The sequence below is a fragment of the Streptomyces sp. NPDC001153 genome (genome assembly GCF_053598315.1).
The window spans coordinates 32,121-51,859 of the sequence record NZ_JBSFJZ010000008.1 but is presented as its reverse complement, the minus strand read 5'-3'; the positions used below and the strand labels follow the sequence as shown (position 1 = coordinate 51,859).

Genomic DNA, 19,739 nt, shown 5'->3' with positions numbered 1-19,739 from the left:
GGCCGGCCCTGATGACGGGCGGCCGCGATCCGCCGTAGTACCCCGGTACCACCTGCCCGGCGGTTTTCGGTCCCCGGTACCACCGGATCCGGCAGATCGCGGACCTAGCGTGGCGGAGGAGGCGTCGGCCCTGCCGGGCGCCGCAGTCCGCGAGAGAGAGAACGCGAATGATCGAGGCCCAGCAGCTCACCAAGAGGTACGGGGAGAAGACAGCCGTCGACGGTCTGGACTTCACCGTGAAGCCGGGTACGGTGACCGGATTCCTCGGCCCCAACGGGGCGGGCAAGTCCACGACGATGCGCATGATCGTCGGACTCGACGCGCCGACGAGCGGCTCCGTCACGGTGAACGGCCACCGCTACGCCCGTCACCAGGCGCCGCTGCAGGAGGTCGGGGCGCTCCTGGAGGCGAAGTCGATCCACCCGGGCCGCTCGGCCTACAACCACCTCCGTGCGCTCGCGCTGACCCACGGCATTCCGCGCCGCCGGGTGGACGAGGTCGTCGAGCTCGCCGGTCTGGGCAGCGTCGCGAAGAAGCGGGCCGGTGCCTTCTCCCTCGGCATGGGGCAGCGGCTCGGCATCGCGGCCGCGCTGCTGGGCGATCCGCAGACGGTGATGCTGGACGAGCCCGTCAACGGGCTGGACCCCGAGGGCGTCCTCTGGATCCGGAACCTGCTCACCTCCCTCGCGGCCGAGGGGCGCACGGTGTTCGTCTCCTCGCACCTGATGAGCGAGGTCGCCCTGGTGGCGGACCACCTGATCATCGTCGGCCGGGGACGGCTGCTGGCCGACACGACCGTACGGGACCTGGTCCGCGAGGCGGGCGGCGACACCGTGAAGGTCGCCACACAGGATCCGGCACGGCTGCGGGACGTGCTGGCCGGGCCCGGTGTGGACATCACCGGCCGCGTCGGCACCGAGGAGCTGCAGGTCACCGGGATGAGCGCCCGTGAGATCGGGCTGAAGGCGGCCGAGCACGGTATCCCGCTGTTCGAGCTGACCACGAAGGCGGTGTCGCTGGAGGAGGCATTCATGGAACTGACCCGGGACGCCGTGGAGTACCACGGCTCCACGACCGGCACCGACACCACCTCCGGGAGCGCGGCATGAGCACCCTCACGGCGACACCCGAGACCCCCGAGGCCGCCACTCAGGCTCCGGCCCGCCCCGCCTACCGGGTGACCGGACGGCGCGTGCTGGCCTCGGAGTGGGCCAAGCTCTGGTCCCTGCGGTCCACCTGGATCACCCTCGGTCTGGGCCTGCTGTTCCTCGTGGCCTTCGGCGTCATCGCCGCGAGCCACTACAAGTCCAACCTCGACTCCGGCCGGCACATGGACCGCGACTTCGCCACCGCGACGGCCGTGAGCCTGTCCCTCTTCGGCACGAACTTCGCCCAGCTCGCCCTCGGCGTGCTCGGCGTGCTGGTCACGGCGGGCGAGTACTCCACCGGCATGATCCGCTCGACCCTCGCGGCCGTACCGCGCCGGCTGCCTGTGCTGTGGTCCAAGGCGGCGGTGTACGGACTGGTGGCCCTGGTGGTCGCGACCGTCGGCGCGTTCGTCGCCTTCCTCGTCGGCAGCCGGATCGTGTCCGGCACGCCCGCCGCCCTGGGCCTCGGCCACGCCGGTGTCGTACGCAGCCTGCTGGGCGCCGGGCTCTACCTCGGCCTGGTCGGCGTGATCGGCACCGCCCTCGGGGCGCTGCTGCGGTCCGTCGCGGGCGGCATCTCGGTGCTGGTCGCGGCCCTCATGCTGGTGCCCGGACTGGTCTCCCTGCTGCCCACCTCGTGGCAGGGCGACATCGACCCCTACCTGCCGAGCCACGCGGGCGAGTCGATCTTCGCGCTGACCCACGACTCCACCACCCTGTCGCCCTCCGCCGGGCTCCTGGTCTTCCTCGGCTGGACGGCACTGGCGCTGGCCGGGGCGGCGTACCGGATGCTGCGCAGCGACGTCTGAGCGACCTCCGGGTGACGGCACCCGCATCATGGACGGGTGAATTCCGTGACCACCGATGATCTCAGCGGGATGGGGCCGCTGGTCGCCCGGCTCGGCCGGGCCGGCCAGCGGCTCCGGCACGCCGACCAGGACCGTCCCTGGGTGCTGGACACCGCGGTGGTGGTGCTGGTCTTCCTGATGTTCTGCCTGCCGGACCTGCTGCACGGGGTCCATGGGGACGGCGACGGCCCGCGCCGCCTGCGTCTCGCGTTCACCAGGCTGCCCACGCTCGGCATGCTGGTCCTGCAGGCCGGGCTGGTGCTGCCGCTGCTGTGGCGGCGGCGGGCGCCCGCCGTGGCCTTCGGCGCCGTCACGGCCGTGTTCGTCGTCCAGTGGTCCCTCGGCGCCGTGCTCCGCGCGGACGTCGCCCTGTTCATCGCCCTCTACAGCCTGGCCCTGCACGGGCGGCTACGGCAGCTGCCCTGGGCCTGTGCGGTCATGGCGGGTGCGCTGGGCCTGGTCGCGGCGCGCGTCTCGGCGGCGGTGTCGGTCTGGGACGCGCTCTTCTTCCTGCTCAGCACGGCGACCGCGGCCCTCGCGCTCGGCCTGATGATCCGTATCCGGCGGGCTCAGCTGGCCGGGCTGCGGGACCGCGCGGCCCGCCTGGAGATCGAACGCGACCAGCGGGCCCGGCTCGCCGTCGCGGCCGAGCGGACGCGGGTGGCCCGCGAGATGCACGACATCGTCGGCCACAACCTGTCCGTCATCATCACCCTCGCCGACGCGGGCGCCTACGCCACCGCCGCCGCCCCGGAGCGGGGAAAGGAGGCCCTGCACCTCATCGGCGACACCGGTCGCCAGGCCCTGAGCGAACTGCGGCGGGTGCTCGGCGTGCTGCGTGAGGCGGACGGCCCGCGGGGCGAGCCCGAACTGAGCCCGCAGCCCGGGCTCACGGACATCGACGCGCTGTGCGAGGGGGTGCGCGCGGCCGGCCTGGAGGTCGTCTACCGTACGGCCGGTGACGTCGACGCCCTCGACAGCGGGGTGCAGCTCACGGTCTACCGCATCGTGCAGGAGGCCCTGACGAACACCCTCAAACACGCCGGCGCGGGCGCCCGTGCGAACCTGGCGATCGTCGTGGAGGACGCACGGCTGACCATCACCGTCCAGGACTCCGGGCCACCCGCACCGGAGAAGCGTCCCGGCACGGCGAACGAGGAAGGACACGGTCTGGTGGGCATGCGCGAACGAGCGGCTCTCTACGGCGGACACGTCAGCGCGGGTCCCGCGGGCCCGGGATGGACGGTGCGTGCCGCCCTCGACCTCGCTCCCCGGGGCGGTGCCCGGTGACCACCGTGCTCCTCGTGGACGACCAGCCGCTGCAGCGGTACGGCTTTCGCATGCTTCTGGACTCCGTGCCCGAGACGGAGGTGGTCGGGGAGGCGGCACACGGAGCCGAGGCCGTGCGCAAGGCCGCCGAACTGCGCCCGGACGTCGTCCTCATGGACGTACGCATGCCCGGCATGGACGGCATCGAGGCCACGCGCCGTATCGTCGCCGCCGGCGACCGTTCCCGCGTCCTCGTCCTGACCACCTTCGACCTCGACGAGTACGTCCACGCGGCCCTGCGCGCCGGAGCCAGCGGCTTCCTCCTCAAGGACGCCCGCCCCGAGGAACTCCTCGCCGGCATCCGCGCGGTGGCCGTCGGTGACGCGGTGATCGCGCCCGCGCTCACCCGCCGCCTGCTGCACGAGTTCGCCCGTCTCGTGCCGCCCGGCGGCAACGGCTCCGCCGAGGATCCGCGCCTGAGTGCCCTCACCGACCGCGAACGCGAGATCCTCGTCGCCATCGGCAAGGGCTGGACCAACGGTGAGATCGCCACGCGTTTCGTCCTGTCGGAGTCCACGGTGAAGACGCATGTCGGCCGCGTCCTGTCCAAGATCGGCGCCCGGGACCGCATCCAGGCGGTGATCTTCGCCTACGACCACGGCCTGGCCCGGCCTCACTCGGACTGAGCGGCGCGTCCGGTCACGGGCAGGCGCCTCGGCACCCCCTCACCTCTGGGGGCTGCAGTCGTAGAGGGTGAAGGTGCCGCCGGTGCGGCGGCCGTAGGCGGCGGGCCGGATGCGGGTGCAGTGGGCCTTCACCCAGGTGGTGGCGGCAGTGGTGGGGCGCGCGGTGGTGAGCAGCGCGTAGCGCAGCTGGTGGGCGCTGACGAGACTGCCGAGCTGCTGGGCGGTGGGGAAGGGGGTGTTGCCGGTGAAGCCGCCCATGACGAGGATGGGCTCGGACTTCGCGCGCAGCAGGGGCTCGGCGGTGTAGGCGGCCTGCGTGGCGACCAGGTACTTCTCGCCGTGCCGGTGCGTGGTGAGGTAGCCGAGCAGGGCGGTGTCGCGGGCGCTGGGCCGGTCGAGCCCCACCCCCCGCGGAGCGTGTCGGGGATGGTAGGCCTTGCCGACCGGACCGGCCATCGGCGAGGTGGCGGCGCCCGCGTAGAGCGGGTCGAGGCTGGAGGCGGCCCAGCCGGCCGGTACGACCAGCGTGGCCGCGATACCGGCGGCGAGGGCGCCGTGGACCATCCGCGGGGAGGTCCGCGGACCGCGGGTCCACAGGCCCACCGCGCCGCACAGCGCGAGCATCACGGCGACCGGCAGCAGCCAGGAGACGAATCGGGTCGGCCAGTCGAGCACCAGCGCCCACGCCGTCGTCAGCACGATCGCCGCGGGCAGCGCCAGGTGCCGCCGGCCGTCCGGCCGGGACCCCGGCGCGGACCCCGACTCGTACTCCGACCGGAAGAGCGCGAGCCCGCCGCCGGTCAGCGCGGCGAGTGCCGGGGCGATGACGGCCGTGTAGTAGGCGTGGTTGCCGTTGGAGCTGCTGAACACCAGGGCGTGCACGGCCAGCCAGCCGCCCCACATCACGAATCCCGCGCGCAGGGGGTCGGTTCGCGGCTGCCCGGCGCGCCAGAGGACGCCCAGGACCGCGGCGAGCACGGCGAGCGGCAGGAACCAGGCGATCTGCGGGCCGACGCTGTGGTTGATCAGCATGTTCCAGCCGGTGTTGCCGGTGGTGCGGCTGGCGGCGGTGCCCGCGACGGCGCCGAAGGCGGTGGAGTCGCTGCCGAAGCGGCTCAGTCCGTTGTAGCCGAAGACCAGGGTGAACGGATCGTTGTTGGACGTGCCGTCGAGGTAAGGGCGGCTGGCGGCCGGAGTCACCCAGGCGATCAGCACCCAGGAGCAGGAGACCACCAGGGCGACCGCACCGGCCAGCAGGACGCGCAGGGCCCGGTTCAACCGGCTTCCGGGCGCGGCGAGTTGGTAGACCGCGGCGAAGACCGGCAGTACCAGCCACGCCTGCAGCATCTTCGTCTGGAAGGCGAGCCCGACCCAGACCCCGCAGGTGATCAGCGGCAGCAGCCGCTCGGTGCGCACCGCCTTCTGCAGCGCTCCGGCGGCCGCCACCAGCAGCAGAGTGAGCGCGGTGTCCGGGATGGTGGCCCGGGCGAGGACCACGGTGACCGGGGTGAGGGTGAGCGTCAGCGCGGCGACCAGCGCGGCGAAGGGCCCGGCCCAGGCCCGCACGATCCGGTGCAACAGCCATACGGTGAGCACGCCTTCGGCGACCTGCGGAAGGGCGGCCGCCCAGGTGTGCGGGCCGAAGAGCCAGACGCAGACGGCGTCGGGCCAGAAGGCGCCGGGCAGTTTGTCGATGGTGATGGAACCGCTGGCGTCGAGCCCGCCGAAGAAGAAGGCCCGCCAGCTGTCGGCCATCGACCGTATCGCCGCACCGTAGAAGGGGTGGAGCGCGGCGTGCCCGATGCCCCAGGAGTACAGCACCGTGGCGACGGCCAGCACCGCGGCGAGCGCCGGGCGCTCCCAGCGCGGGGCGTCTTCCGGCGGGCCGGAGCGGCGGTTCGCCGCCCGGCGGCCTCGGTGCGCGCCGGTGGGCTGGACGGCGGGGATGGCGGTCATGGCAGTGGTCCTCGGATCAGCAGGTCAGGTGAGGCGGTGGTGCACAGGCGGCGGGATCACCGGGCGGCGGGGGGACAGGCGGTGGGGGCATCGGGCGGCGGGGTCACAGGCGGCGGGCCGCCCGGAAGCCGCGGGCGTAGAAGTCGGTGCCGTCCAGCAGTGAGCGGCCCGACAGGTCGCCCAGGGTGGGGCCGTTGGCGGCGGAGCGGCTGGAGTAGAAGCGGTGCCGGCCCTGGTCGTCGAGGCCCATGTACATGCCGCAGTGGTCGATGAAGTGCGGCCGGTCCTTGATGATGGCGAAGAAGACCAGATCGCCGGGTTGCAGGGCGCCCAGGTCGGTGGGCTGTTCGCCGGTGTCCGGGATCACGATCTGGCCGGGGCCGTAGGCGGCGATGGCGAAGGCTCGGCGCGGCAGGCCGGTGCCCCGGGTGTTGGTGTTGTGCAGGGGGATGCCCATGCGGTAGCCCCACACCAGACGCTGGAAGCCGGAGCAGTCGACGTCGCCGTAGCGGGCCTGCTCCGGCTGCACGCGCGTGCCGTCCGGGAAGGTCCAGTCAATGCCCAGATAGTCGTAGAAGTCGGACTGTTCGTCGTGGTAGGCGAAGTCCAGCGGGTTGTTGACCTTGGCGTTGCGGGGGCCGAAGTGGGCGGTGCCCGCGTAGCGCACGCCGGACGCGTTGTGCTTGTCGGGCGCCCCGGCGCTCGAGTACTCGAAGGCCACCGCGAAGACGTCCGGGCTGGTGTCGCCGAGCGCCTTGCGGAACCAGCCCTTGAACCAGGCGGACTTCTCCATGCCCTGCTGCCACTCGTGCGGCAGCACCCGCACCCAGGCGTCCGTGGTCACCGTGGCCTCGGTGGTCCGCGGCTCGCTGAAGGTGCGGTTGGGCCCGGTGAGTACGGCCGTACGGGCGCCGTCGGTGAACGTGGCGAGCGTGCCGCCGTCGGCGGCGCGGACCACGGTGCGGTCGGGGGCGGACAGCCGCTCGAAGGTGTGGGGCCCGGTGGGCCGGGCGCTCGGGCCGGTGTCCGTGCCGTCGGCTGCCGTACCGCCGAGGTCGTCGCCACCGCCGCTGTCGTGCCCGAGCTGGTCCCAGGCGTACCCGCCCGCAACTCCGGCGGCCGCCACGCCCGCGATCGTCCCGAGCACGGCGCGGCGGGTCGGGCGGCTGCCTCTGCCGACGGGTTGGGAGTGCATGGCCGATCCTCCTGGAAGTGCGAGGTGAGAGGGCGGTGGGCAGGTCAGCCGGTGGGCATGACGCCGATCAGCAGACCGGAGATCAGCACCACGTAGGTGGCCAGCGTCACCGCCGTGGTCGAGATGACCGTGGCCGCCAGCGGCTGGCGGACCATCTGGTAGGAGACCAGGCCGGGGACGATGAAGCCAAGAGTCTGCGAGGTGTACAGCAGGGGGAACTCGTGGTTGAGGGCGAGCATCACGGTGGTCTGCATCAGTACCGCACACAGCACCACGGCGGCGAACAGCCGCTTGCCGTAGAGAATCACCGTGCGCTGCAGCAGTTTCGTCCCGAAGTACGTGAGCGCCGCGACGCCGACCATCAGGCCGGCCATCTGCACGTCGGTGACGAGCGTGAGGGCGATCCAGCCCGGGGTGATCATCCCCCCGGGGGAGAGGTTGGTGGTCAGATAACAGACGAGCGAGAAGACCAGCCCGAGGGCGATCCCGAGCGCGGCGGTCTGTGCGGTGAGGTGGGCGGGGATCACGGGTTCCTCGTGGGCTGGTGCGGGTCGTAGGAGTGGTGCGGGTCCGCTGCGGCGCGCTCGCCGTCGGGCCGGCCCTGGCGGGCGGCGAACCGGTGGGCGAGTTCGCGCTGTTCCGGGATGTGGAAGCCGTACGCCGGTGTCTCCAGCGGCGCCACCCAGCTGTACGGCTCCGGCTCGGGCGGCCGGGCCACCGCGATCCGCGGCCGGAACACGGCGATCTGCATGGTCTCCTGGTCCAGGCCGTCGCCGTCGGGTACGGCGTCGAGCGGGTCCTCGGACTCGTCCAGCGGCAGCTCGGCGAGGCATTCCAGGAACAGCTCGCCCTGGCCGTGGATGTTGCCGATCGCCACCAGCGAGGAGGCCGGGCCGAGTTCCGCGAGCATCGCCGCGGTCAGCTCCTCCGGGTCCCGGCGGTCGCCGCCGAGGTCGACCACCCGCCCGGTGAAGCCGGCCGGGATCGCGTCGCGGGCGCTCTTGGTCGGGTGGCCGATCAGGAACACCGTCTCGGCGGCGAGGTCGGAGACGATCGCGCCCATCTGGCCGTTGCGCTCCACCCGGTCCGGGCGGCAGTTGATGACGACGCTGAGCGGCCGTCTGATCGCGCCCAGGTCCTCCAGCTGCTTGACGTTCATCAGCGTCGACTCGGGGTCGTTGGCCGCGAAGACGTTGGCGAACCGCAGCCGCTTGCCCTCGGGGGTGACGTAGCGCTCCACCGACAGCACGCCCGGGTCGGGCGGCGCGTCCCACATGCCCTGCATCGCGGTCTGCCGGTCGATGCCGAGCAGTTCGGCGACGGTGAGCGCGATCGCCACGTTCTCCTTGAAGGTGAACCAGCTGAAGCCGCGCAGCTCCTCGTCCGTGACCGTCTCGGGGTCGGCGTAGACCAGCTTGCAGTTACGGGCGTCGGCCTCCTCCTGGAGGATGTGGAAGCGGTCCTTCTCCGCCGTCACGCACACCCCGCCCACCGGCATCGAGCGGGAGAGGGAGCGGGCGACGTCGTCCAGCGTCGGACCCATCTCCTCCAGGTGGTCCTCGCGGACGTTGCACAGCACGCCGATCGTGGAGCGGATCAGCTTCTCCTGGTTGATCTCCTGCAGCGCGGGCATCACCGCCATGCACTCGATCACCAGCGCGTCCGGCCGGTAGGTCGCCGCGCGCCGCACGATGCCGATCTGCTCGACGATGTTGGACAGCCCGAACTTGCGGTACACCGGCTCCTCGGTGGCGTCCGGGTGGATGAACCGGGCCGCGGTGCCGGTGGTCTTGGCCACCGTGACCAGGCCGCCGCCGCGCAGCGCGCCCGCGCACAGCCGGGTGATCGAACTCTTGCCGCGGATGCCGTTGACCAGCACCCGCGTCGGTATCTGCTCCAGCGAGGCGAAGTGCCGCTGCTGCTCCAGGATTCCGGCGATCCACAGCGCGGCACAGGACAGCAGGACTATGACATAGAGGAAGAGCATGCCGATTCCGTCCTTTACCGCTGGAGGGTGTTCTCGCGCACGGATCCGGAGACCCTGGCGGCGTGGCCGGACCTGGCCGCCCGGTCGCGGTCCGCGAGGGCCTGGCGCATCAGTTCCAGGCCGCGGGTGACGGAGCCGATCTCGTCGTGGTTGACCGGGTGCAGCACGGTGCGGCGGTCTCCGCCGGCGAGCCGCTCGACGAGCACGGCGACCGCGCGCAGCGGCCGGATCACCACGACGTGCAGCCAGCCCAGGCAGGCCGCGCCCAGGCTGAGGCCCAGGATCCCGGCGAGCATGGTGCGCTGCTCGGCCTGCACCGCGGGGATCTGGAGCGCCGCCGCGGGCTCCGCGGTCACCACGTGCCAGCCGAGGCGGGCCGTCGGGCCGCTCTGCGCCAGCGGCGCGGCCGCGTCGACCGACGGGCCGGAGGACGAGGAGAGCACCGCGGAGATCGCGGTGCCGGCGGTACCCGGGGCGCCCTGGGTGCCGCGGGCCAGACGGGTCAGGCCGGAGTCGGGCAGCGACTGGAAGGCGCGGTAGCCCACGCTCGCCGCCAGCACCTTGTTCTCGTCGTTCGTCACCCACACGCTGCCCAGTTTCGGCCTGGCCAGCACGGAGTTGAGCGCCTTCACGTCGATCTCGCCGAACAGGACCACCCCGGCCGCCGGGGCCTTGCCCCTGACGGCGCGGACCTGGGCGTAGGCGGCGATCGCCGGGATCCGGCCCGAGGTGTTGACGGTGGTGATCCCGCCGCCGTCGGGCACATGGACGAGGGTGCGCAGCGGTGTGTCGCCCACCCTCAGCGTGATGCCGCCCGAGCGGTCCAGGAGATACAGCGAGCGGTACTGCTTGTGGTCGGCCAGGGTGCGCCGCAGAACCTCGGTCTGGGCGGCGCGGTTCCGGCCGGGCAGACCCGCCGCCACGTCGCTCAGGTCGGTGTACGACTGGTCGAGGGACTGCCGGATCCGGTTCGCCGCGACCTGGGTGCGCGCCTGCTGGTCGGCGAGGACCGGAACCGGAACCGCGGTCGCGGTGTCCGCCCGGTTCAGCATGAAGATCATCGGCACCGCCCAGCAGGCCACCACCACCACGCCGGCCACGGCCAGCGCCCGGTAGCCCGGTCCGCGCCGGGCCGGGAACTCCTGCGGGCCGCTCTCGCCGAGCAGTTGCAGGCGCAGTGACTCCAGTGCCCGCCCGATCCGGGCCAGTTCCCCGAAGCCGTGCACCGGTACCGGCCGGAAGAGCTCCTCCAGCGCGCCCGGCCCGTCCTCGGTCGCGCCCCGGGCCAGGCGGCCGGCGGACAGGTACAGCCGTAGCAGCGGACGCTGCACGAAGAAGTGCAGCACCAGCCCGAGCAGCAGCGCGAGCCCGGCCAGCGCCCCCGCGGCCTCGAGCGCGAAGCGCGAGTAGTCGGCGGCGGCGGTCGTGGTGGGCACGGCGCGCGAGGTGAGCACCACCAGACCGAGGCTGTCGGTGTCGCCCGGACCGGTCGCCGAGGCGACCTGGGCCCAGCCGGCCACCGTGCGCCGGGAGCCCGTGGCGGCGCCCAGCATGCTTCCCGAGGCGTCGGTGTCACGCCCCGACCCGTTCGCGGCGCGGGCCGCCGCCGCGGGCAGACCGCTGTCGGCGGCGGCCGGCGAGGCCGCGCCGTGGGCCGTGGTGGCGAGCGCCGTGCCGCGCGCGTCCAGCACCTCGGCGGTGCGGCCGTCGCCGTACGTCGTGAGGGCGGGGAGCGTCTCGCAGACCACCAGCAGCCATTGCCGGTCGGACCGGCTCGGGGTCTGGTTCTGGTCCTGGTTGGCGTCCTCCTGCTGCGCGGGCAGCGTGACCCGGGCGAAGTACAGCAGTTGCCGCGTGCCGCCCGAGGTCACCAGCCGGGGCGGGATCGACCCGTGGCCGGACGCCGCCCTGGGGACGTCCACCCCGGCCAGCGGCACCGGTTTGCCGCCGGCCGCCAGCAGTCTGCCGGTGCGCGGGTCGAGCAGCGCCTTGCCGAGGACCGCCTTCCTGGTGGAGGTCAGCGCTTTGAGCGCGGTCGTGGGGGTCGACGCGCTCGTCGCCGGGTACGCGTTGGCCGTACGGCGTACGGTGCTCGCCTCGACGTCGATCGCGGTGCGCACCGACTGGGCGGTGTCCGCGGCGATCTGCTGCTCGCCGTTCAGCACGGCCTGCGGCACCCGCTCGGCGTGTACGCCGTCGAGGCCGATCACGGTCAGGGCGGCGACCACCAGCAGGAGTACGACGAGTGCGGCTATCGGCGGGCGCACCCCGCCAAGCATCGGCATATCGGCGCGGCGGCGGAGGCGGTGCCGGCGCGGCGCCCGGGGTGCGGAGGGCAGGGCAGCGGGTCCTTCCTCAATTGGCGCCGAGCGCCCGAGTGTTCGATAGAGTGAACACTTTAGCCTCATGCGATCACATAACCATCACACCTTCGCCCCTGTGACGTAGGTGTGACATAGGTGCGCGTGGGGCCCCGCACACAGGGTCGCGGGGCCCGCCTTGCGCATGTCCGGTCAGCGGACGAAGGAGATCTCCGGGTACTTCTGGTTGGGGCCGTCGAGCAGGCTGCTGTGCTGGTGGCGCAGCTCCTGGTCGAAGAAGGCGGCCAGGTAGTCGCACTGGACCTTGACCGCTCTGCCGGGATCGATCGTGCCGAACTGCTGCTGGAGCTGCTCCTGGGAGAGCCCGAGCAGGCCCGCCTCCTGCGGCACCATCCACTCGTTGTCGCTGAACGACAGGTGCGCCGCGCCATGGAGCTGGACGTCGACCCGGTAACCCTTCAGATGCGACCACAGCGTGCGCCACGACCCGTCGTTGTTGCGGTTGTGGGTGCCGGAGCTGAACAGCATGAAGGGGCGGTCCAGGTCCTTGCTCGGCGCCGTCCCGAAGAACTGGCCGTCCAGGTCGGCACCGGCGGCGATGCGGTGGTCGAGCTGCATGGCGGTGTCGACCGCCCCGCCGCCCAGCGACCAGCCGAACATCCCGATCCGGGACATGTCCACGGCGCCCGACAGCCCGGTGGGGAGCGTGGGGTGGCCGGGGTCCGGGTTGCCGCCCTTGCTGATCGTGCCGAGCTGGTTGATGACGAACCGGATGTCGGCCGCGCGCACCTTGAGCGTGTCGGAGGAGTGGGCGCCCGCCGGCATCGTGTTGACCTCGAGCCGGTTGCCGGGGAACTGCACCTCGTTGGCGTCGTGGGTGTGGTCGACCATGACCACGAGGTAGCCGCGGCTGGCGAGATCCTGGGCGTGGGCGGTGCCCATCGCGCGGTCCGAGTGCAGCCCGGTCGAGTACAGCAGGACGGGCAGCTTGCCGAGCTTGGTGTTCACCGGGGCGAGGACATGGCCCGCCGTCCTCGGCAGGGTCACCTCCTGCGGCGACAGCCCGCGCGAGGCGAGGAAGTGGGCGCCGGAGATCGACGGCATCCACGGCGCCTGGTAGTGCCCGGACGTGGCGGTGGCCGGATAGAAGAGCGACACCATCAACTCGCGAGGAGTGTTGCCGAACACGTACGGATCCGTACGGGAGTTGTCGACGAGGTGCAGGCCGACCATGCCCACGCTGTACGGTCCGGTCGGCGCGGGCATGTTGAGCTGGAGACCGGACGCGTCCGTGCGGCCGGACGCGAGGGCCTCGGGGTGTACGGGCTTGTGGTGCAGCGGCGCCTCGTCGTTCTCGGGCGCCCAGGGAGCGTTCTGGCCGGGCTGGTCGGGGTGGTCGGGCTGGTCGGGCGAGAACCCGGTGGCCGCGGGCTTGGCGGACGTCTTTCCGGCGGCCATCGCCGGCGTCATCCCCGCACCCAGGGCGACGGCCAGCGCACCCGCCGTACCGACCGCTCTGGCTATCGCTCTGCGACGGTGGCGCGGGCGGCGGTGTTTCATGGAACCCCCTTGGTGGTCGGCGATCGCAGAACGGGCGATCGACTGCCGCACACCGTACCGCCGCAGCGGCGTGCGGACCCACGCTCCCCTTGATACCGCCGACTTCGCGCACCGGCGTGGGGGTCCGCCATTTCAAAGCCTTTCTGATTTACACTTTCGTCGCCGTCACACAGAGTGAGGAACGATGTGAGAAGCGTGATTGAAGCCTTGCGTGGTCCGCGGCGCCCCCTAGTGCTCGGCGCAGTGCTGACCGTCGCGCTCGTGGTGCAGTCGGCTGCGCTCATCGCCCAGCAGAAGTGGATCGACGATCTGCAGACACAGCCCGTCGGCCTCCAGGAGCGCCTCCAGGCCGCTCCGTCCGGCCCTCCCGGTCCTTCCGGTCCTCCCGGTCCCATCGGCCCGCCGGGCAAGGACGGGAAAGACGGACAGGACGGTCAGAACGGGACTGAAGGTCGTTCCGGGAAGGACGGGACGGACGGGAAGGACGCCGTCTGCCCGCCGGCGTCGGGCTAGCCCCTCGGTCGGTTGCGGACAGCACCCCGGCGAACTGCGGCGCCGACGTGCTCTTTCGATGTCATACAGCGTGAGGAGTGATGTGAACAGCGTGAACGAGGCTCTGCGTGGCCCGCGGCGCCGCCTTGTGCTCGGCGCAGTGCTGACTGTCCTGCTCGTCGCGCAGTCGGCTGCGCTCGTCGGCCATCAACAGCGGCTCGACGAACTCCAGTCGCGGGGCATCGACCTCCAGGGGACCGGCATCAAGTCCGGCTTGGTCGGCCCCTCGGGCCCCTCTGGTCCGCCCGGCCCCACCGGCCCGACAGGCCGACCGGGGCGGCGCGGGCATGACGGCCGTCCTGGCAGGAGGGGCCGTCCCGGCCCGAGAGGGAGGAACGGCAATCCCGGGCGAGTCATCATTGCCAAGCCGTCGTCGAGTGCGCGGGGTGAGAAGGACGACCGGGATGACCGGGATGAGGACAACTAGGGTTCGCCGCACGGCTTCTTGGGCTCGGCGGCCCGGGCCTGCGGGCCACCGAGGTGCTCCATGGGATCCGGGCAGGGTCAGGCCGGCGGCCGGGCCGAGGCACGGTTTCGCGGTGGGCCGTCGCAGCGGCGGACCTCCACCCGGCCCGCATCGCTGAGCGGCATCCGCTCCGCCCAGCTCAGCGCCTCCTCCTCGGAGGGGACGTCGATGACCCACAGTCCGCCGACCTCCAGCACCCCTTCGCCGGCGCGCCCCTCGTGCTCGGCGGAGGCCGGGCGGGCGAGCCGTGCGCCGTAGACGATCCGGACGCCGGCCTCCGCCATCGCGCGGCCGTACGCGCGGTTGGCGGTGAAGCGCTCCTCGCGCTCCTGCGGGGTCATCCGGTCCCAGTCCGTCTCCTGCCCGAAGACCAGCAGCGCGAATTCCATGTCAGTCCCCTCTTCTGGCGGCTCACCGGTCTCCCGGCGGTATGACCGGTCGGCTCCTCCGTACCGGCTACATCTGACGGCTCGCCAGGCGGGCGAAGAGCCCGTCGCGGTCGGCGAGCAGTTCCTCGTACCGGCCCTGCTGGACGACCCGGCCCTGGTCCATGACGATGATCCGGTCGGCTTCGGCGACCGTGGAGAGCCGGTGCGCGATCACCACCCGGGTGGCGTTCAGGCGCCGGGTGCTCTCGGTGACCAGGCGCTGTGTCGGGTTGTCCAGCGCGCTGGTGGCCTCGTCGAAGAAGACGATGCGGGGCCGGGAGACCAGCGCGCGGGCGATCATCAGGCGCTGGCGCTGGCCGCCGCTGAGGGTGCTGGTGCCCTCCGAGAGCACGGTGTTCATGCCCATCGGCATGGCCGCGATGTCCTTGTCGATCCCGGCCATCTCGGCCGCCGCCCAGGCGTCGTCCAGGGTGTGGTTGGTGCTGCCGACGATGTTGGCCTTGATGTCCCCGGCCAGCAGCGCCCCGTGCTGCAGCACCACGCCGCACTGCCGGCGTACCGCCGAGACCTCCAGCTCGCCCAGGTCCTGTCCGTCGTAGAGCACCGTCCCGCTCTCCGGCCGCTCGAAGCCGAGCAGCAGCCGCAGCACCGTCGACTTGCCGCTGCCGGAGGGTCCCACGATCGCCACGAACTCCCCGGGCTCGATGGTCAGCGTGACGTCCTGCAGGGCGGCCGGGCCGTCCTGGCCGTAGCGGAAGGTGACATGGCTCAGGCCCAGCCGGCCGGACAGGTCGCCCGGGTCCGCCTTGGTGTCGTCCACCTCCGGCCGGCCCTCGAGGATCGGCCGCAGCCGCTCCAGCATCGGCACCACGCCCAGGGCGGTGACCGCCGCCGAGGTGAACTGCAGGCTCGACGCGATGAGCAGATTGAACGCGGTGAAGAAGGAGAGGAAGACCGGGATCGGGACGTCGCCGCCCAGCGGGCCGGCGATCACTCCGAAGATGACCACCGAACACACCAGGGGAAAGCCGGAGTTGAAGGTCGTGACGGCGTTCTGGATCCGGCGTGCGGAGGCGGCCAGGCCCCGCCCCTTGCCGAACTCCGCCGCCCACACCCCGAACACCCGGTCCTCGGCCGCGGTCACCCGCAGTTTCGGTACGGCGGTGAGCAGTTGGAAGACGCGCGCGGACATCGCCTGCTCGTGTGTGTAGAGCCGCCGCTGCCAGCGGACCTCCAGCCGGCCGGCGAGCAGCCCGAAGCCGACGCCGAACAGCACCAGCGCGGTCGCCAGGCCCGCCAGCCGCAGATCGTAGAAGTAGACCAGCACCAGGTTGGCCAGGCCGGTGAGCAACCCGAGGGTCGCCGTGGTCGTCATCCCCGACAGCGTCTCCTGCGCCGCGCTGACACCCAGCACGGTCGTCCCCAGCTCGCCGGTGGAGTAGCCGGAGAAGAACGACGCGGGCAGCGAGAGCAGCCGGGTCCACACTCCCACCTGCATGGCGGCGGTCGAGCGGCTCTCGATGCGCAGCACGGCGATGTTCTGCACCACCGAGAGGGCGGCGACGGCCATCGCGGAGCCGATCACCACCACCGCACCCTCGGTGATCAGGCTGCGCTGGGCGTGGGCCACGAAGGTGCCGAGCACCGCACCCGTCATCACCGGGACCAGCAGCCCGATCACCGAGATCATCGTGGCCATCCCCGCGAACATCCACAGATCGCGCCGGTTGTTGCGCATCCCCCAGCGCAGCAGCCCGCCGACCGTGCGGACGGTGAGCGGCAGCGGCCGGTAGAGCACCGTCGCCCTGTTCTGCAGCTCGCCGGCGAGCTCGGGGGTGAGCGGGGTGACCGTGCCGTTCTCGGCCAGGACGTAGCGGCCGCTCACCGGGAGCAGCGCGACCGCGTCGCCGCCGACCTTGCGGTAGCCGACCATGGGGCCCAGGTCCCCGCGCCACCAGCGGCCGTCGAGCCGGACGGTACGGGTGCGGACGCCCGAGGCGAGGGCGATGGCCTGGAGCTCGTCCAGGTTCCGGTCGTGGCCGCCCGCCGCCACCGGCGCCCTGACGGTGAAGCCCTGGTGACCGGCGACCAGGCGGGCCGCCGCGAGGGTCGGCGGGTCGCCGGCGGCGTCACCGATGCGGACCCGCGAGGACGTGTCGTGCAGGACGGACTCGAAGCCGCGTGCGGAGTGCGCCAGGGTGCCGGCGTCGCGCTCCCGGCGGGCGGCGAGGAGTTCGGTCTCGGCTGCGCGCCGGGTCTCGACCCGGCGGTCCACGGTGTAGAGCAGCCGGCCGCAGTGCGTCTGAAGCCGCTCGAACAGCTCGCCCCCGTCGAGCAGTTCGGGCAGCGAACGGGCGCGGACGGTGGCGGCGCTGCTCGCGACGAGCCAGTCCCGCTCGGTGAGGCAGACGTCCGCTCCCGGGGTGAGCTCGCCGTCCGCCCCCTCGGGCAGCTCGACGGTGCCGTCCTCGATCCGCACCCACCGCACCCCGTCCACCGAGCGGAGCGCCTGTCCCTTCCGGAGCGCGGTGGGCCCGGTGGTGGCCAGCGGGGTGAACTCACGCGGCGGCAGGGTGTCGCGCAGGGCGCCGGCGAGTGCCGTGATGCCCTTGGCGAGACCGCCCAGGAACTGGTCCACGGCCTGCTGCTGTGCGGACGGGGGCAGGGCCCGGGCGGCGGCACCGGCCGCGGTACCGCACGGGTGTCCCAGTGCCGCGAGTCCCTCGGTCCAGGCGGTGGCCAGGAAGGAGACCTCGGCGCCGAGCACCGGCCGGGCCACGATGCCGTGCAGCGGGCCGGCGGGTGCGCCGGGGAGCAGGGTGCCGGCCTCGATCCGGCACAGGAAGTGCCAACGGCCGCTGGGTTCCCGGTCGCCCAGCCGGACCGCGAACAGGTCGACGGCTCCGGTCAGCACGAGCAGCATCCGGCCCGGGTCGTCCAGGACCAGGTAGCGGTCCGCCTGCTGGTCCACCGGTTCGGCCGCCTCGGTGAAGAACGCGGCGAAGGCGCTGCCGGCGGCGGGGGCGCCGCCGGTGACCAGGGTGTTGCCGGTGACCAGGGTGTTGCCGGTGACGGCGGTACTCACAGCTCGTCCTCCTCCTCGCGTCGCGAGGACTCGATGAGGGCGGTGTAGTGGCCGCCCAGCGCCAGCAGCTCCTCGTGGGTGCCTCGTTCGACGATCCGGCCCTGCTGCAGCACGACGATCTCGTCGGCGTCGCGGACCGTGGAGAGCCGGTGGGCGATGATCAGGCAGGCGCAGCCCCGTCGGCGCAGGTTGTCCATGATGGTGCGCTCGGTCTCCGGGTCGAGCGCGCTGGTCGCCTCGTCCAGCACCAGCAGGGTGGGCTCCGTGGCGAGTGCTCTGGCCAGCTCCAGGCGCTGGCGCTGTCCGCCGCTGAAGTTGCGGCCGCCCTCCAGGACCGGGCTGTGGACACCGCCGGGCCGGGTCATCACGGTGTCGAAGACGGCCGCGTCGCGCAGCGCCGCGGTGACCGCCTCGTCGGACACGTCGTCGTTCCACAGCGTCAGGTTGTCGCGGACGGTGCCCTCGAAGAGCGAGATGTCCTGGTCGACATAGGCGAGCGAGGCGGCCAGCACGGTGCGCGAGATCTCCTCGCGGGGTCTGCCGTCGAGCAGAATCTGTCCCTCGCCGGGGGCGTAGAGCCCGGTCAGCAGCCGGCCCAGGGTGGACTTTCCGCTGCCCGAGCCGCCGACCACGGCGACCCGGCGGCCCGGCACCACTGTCAGGCTCAGGTCCTTGATCACCGGTTCCGACAGCGGGCTGTAGCTGAAGCTGACGTGCTCGAACTCCAGCGTGCCGTCGAGTTTGGCGGTGGCCGGGGGGTCGGCGGTGGCGAAGCAGGCGGCCACCGGGTAGCGCTCGACGTCGTACAGCCGCTTGATGTCGGCCGTGACGTCCTGCAACCGGCCGCCCAGGTTGGTCAGTTGGGCGACGGGGCGGCTGAGCGCGGACAGCAGCGTCTGGAACGAGACCAGCAGGCCCACGCTCATCGCTCCGTCCACCACCCGCTGCCCGCCCACCAGCAGGATGAGACCGCTGTTGAGGGCGGCCAGCATCGGGGGCACCACGGTGAGCACCGCGCTGGGGATGCCGAGCTTCTGCTTGGCGGAGACCACCTTGGCCAGGAAGCCGGCCCAGCGGCTGAAGGCCTCGGGTTCGGCGCCGGTCGCCTTGACCGTCTCGATCAGCGACAGGGTGGTGAAGGTGGTCGCCGTCAGATTGCCGCGGTCCGTGCGCAGGGCGGCCACCGCGTCCGTCCGGGCGCGTGACACGGCGTGCAGCACGACGACGTTGAGCAGCGCCATGCCCACCCCGATCACCCCGAGCAGGACGTCGTAGCGGATCAGGACCGCCGCGTAGAAGAGCACCAGACCCAGGTTGATCACGGTCAGTGCGAGGTCCCGGGAGAGGATCTCGGCGACCGTGTCGTTGCCGGCCACCCGCTTGGCCACTTCGGCGGGGCGCCGCTGCAGGAAGAAGTCCACGGGCAGCCGCAGGAGATGGCGGAAGAACCGGGCCGAGCTCACCAGCCCCATCCGGATCTCCAGCCGCAGCAGGTAGTGCCGCTGCACCGAGGTGAGGATGAAGACCGCGACCGAGGTCAGGGTCATGGCGGCCAGCAGCGGGAAGAGATAGCCGCTCCCGCTGCCGGCCAGTACCCGGTCGATGAAGACCCGGGTGTACGCGGGGATCGCGATGCCCGGGATCACCAGCAGCACACTGGCCAGCAGAACCAGCGGCATCGCCCGGCCGGTCGGCAGCCGGCGCTCCAGCAGGGCGCGCCCGACCCCGCCCCTGCTGCCTCCGGGCCGGAAGTCCGGGCCCTTGTCGAAGGACAGCACGATCCCGGTGAAGCCGGAGTCGAACTCGTCCCACTCCATCAGCCGCGGCCCGCTCGCCGGGTCGTTGACCGCGACGACGGTGCGGCCGTACCGGGTGCGGATCCCCTCGACCACCATGAAGTGCTGGAAGGCCCAGAAGATGATCACCGGGCCGGTCAGGTCGCGCAGCCGGTCGGCCTCCGTCTGGTAGCCGCGGGCCGTCAGGCCGAAGCTGCGGGCGGCGGAGAGCAGCGTGGACGCGCGGGCGCCGTCCCGGGACACCCCGCACACGCCGCGCAGGTCCTCCAGCGGTACGTGGCGGCCGTGGTAGGCGAGGATCATGGCCAGGCTGGCCGCGCCGCACTCCACCGATTCCATCTGCAGGACGGTGGGAACGGCGTGCCGCCAGCGGCGGGGCCGCGATCCCCGGCGGCTTCCGGTACGGCGCCCGCCGTGTCCGGGGGTGCCGCCGGAGCCCGCACCCGGCGCGTCCCGCCGGGTCTCAGGCATCGTGGATGTC

The 19,739-nt window shown here is 72.5% G+C and carries 13 protein-coding genes; 4 read left to right on the top strand and 9 right to left on the bottom strand.

Features of this window, described 5'->3' with window-relative positions:
* The first annotated feature begins 167 nt into the window (after positions 1 to 167).
* From ACWDEN_RS11350 to ACWDEN_RS11335, 4 genes are read left to right on the top strand one after another with little or no spacing between them, the layout of a single operon-like run.
* A complete protein-coding gene (locus ACWDEN_RS11350; protein WP_351613225.1) occupies positions 168 to 1,109 on the top strand; it encodes an ABC transporter ATP-binding protein in 942 nt (313 codons plus the stop codon).
* Positions 1,106 to 1,957, top strand: coding sequence for an ABC-2 transporter permease (locus ACWDEN_RS11345; protein ID WP_351613223.1), 852 nt, complete (start codon positions 1,106 to 1,108; stop codon positions 1,955 to 1,957). Before ACWDEN_RS11350 ends, ACWDEN_RS11345 begins: the two co-directional genes overlap by 4 nt.
* Positions 1,958 to 2,002: 45 nt before the next feature.
* Positions 2,003 to 3,286, top strand: a complete 1,284-nt coding sequence (locus ACWDEN_RS11340; protein WP_450858523.1) for a histidine kinase — start codon at positions 2,003 to 2,005, stop codon at positions 3,284 to 3,286.
* Complete coding sequence (locus ACWDEN_RS11335) at positions 3,283 to 3,951, top strand: response regulator transcription factor (protein ID WP_351613217.1); 669 nt, start codon at positions 3,283 to 3,285, stop codon at positions 3,949 to 3,951. The genes ACWDEN_RS11340 and ACWDEN_RS11335 overlap by 4 nt, the downstream gene beginning before the upstream one ends.
* Positions 3,952 to 3,990: 39 nt before the next feature.
* Here the strand turns inward: ACWDEN_RS11335 and ACWDEN_RS11330 are convergent, their stop codons facing one another.
* The 9 genes from ACWDEN_RS11330 to ACWDEN_RS11290 all read right to left on the bottom strand — a co-directional run bounded on the left by ACWDEN_RS11330 (position 3,991) and on the right by ACWDEN_RS11290 (position 19,729).
* On the bottom strand, positions 3,991 to 5,907 hold the full coding sequence (locus tag ACWDEN_RS11330) for an ArnT family glycosyltransferase (RefSeq protein WP_450858521.1): 1,917 nt from the start codon (positions 5,905 to 5,907) through the stop codon (positions 3,991 to 3,993).
* Positions 5,908 to 6,010: 103 nt separating this feature from the next.
* Positions 6,011 to 7,102 (bottom strand): NlpC/P60 family protein, encoded by a 1,092-nt coding sequence (locus ACWDEN_RS11325; RefSeq protein ID WP_450858519.1) that lies wholly within the window; start codon positions 7,100 to 7,102, stop codon positions 6,011 to 6,013.
* Positions 7,103 to 7,146: 44 nt separating this feature from the next.
* Entirely contained in the window at positions 7,147 to 7,629 is a 483-nt protein-coding gene (locus tag ACWDEN_RS11320) for a poly-gamma-glutamate biosynthesis protein PgsC/CapC (RefSeq protein WP_351613208.1), read from the bottom strand.
* Positions 7,626 to 9,089, bottom strand: coding sequence for a poly-gamma-glutamate synthase PgsB (pgsB, locus tag ACWDEN_RS11315; protein ID WP_351613205.1), 1,464 nt, complete (start codon positions 9,087 to 9,089; stop codon positions 7,626 to 7,628). Before pgsB ends, ACWDEN_RS11320 begins: the two co-directional genes overlap by 4 nt.
* 14 nt (positions 9,090 to 9,103) lie before the next feature.
* Positions 9,104 to 11,356: a HAMP domain-containing protein gene (locus ACWDEN_RS11310; RefSeq protein WP_450858516.1), complete on the bottom strand. Its 2,253-nt coding sequence runs from the start codon at positions 11,354 to 11,356 to the stop codon at positions 9,104 to 9,106.
* Between the two features lie 246 nt (positions 11,357 to 11,602).
* The gene (locus ACWDEN_RS11305) at positions 11,603 to 12,970 is read right to left on the bottom strand and encodes an alpha/beta hydrolase family protein (protein ID WP_351621793.1); all 1,368 of its coding nucleotides are present in this window, start codon (positions 12,968 to 12,970) and stop codon (positions 11,603 to 11,605) included.
* Positions 12,971 to 14,026: 1,056 nt separating this feature from the next.
* A complete protein-coding gene (locus ACWDEN_RS11300; RefSeq protein WP_450858513.1) occupies positions 14,027 to 14,377 on the bottom strand; it encodes a YciI family protein in 351 nt (116 codons plus the stop codon).
* A 67-nt stretch (positions 14,378 to 14,444) separates the two neighbouring features.
* A complete protein-coding gene (locus ACWDEN_RS11295; RefSeq protein WP_450858511.1) occupies positions 14,445 to 17,462 on the bottom strand; it encodes an NHLP bacteriocin export ABC transporter permease/ATPase subunit in 3,018 nt (1,005 codons plus the stop codon).
* The gene (locus tag ACWDEN_RS11290; RefSeq protein ID WP_450858509.1) at positions 17,459 to 19,729 is read right to left on the bottom strand and encodes an NHLP family bacteriocin export ABC transporter peptidase/permease/ATPase subunit; all 2,271 of its coding nucleotides are present in this window, start codon (positions 19,727 to 19,729) and stop codon (positions 17,459 to 17,461) included. Before ACWDEN_RS11290 ends, ACWDEN_RS11295 begins: the two co-directional genes overlap by 4 nt.
* Positions 19,730 to 19,739: the final 10 nt, after the last annotated feature.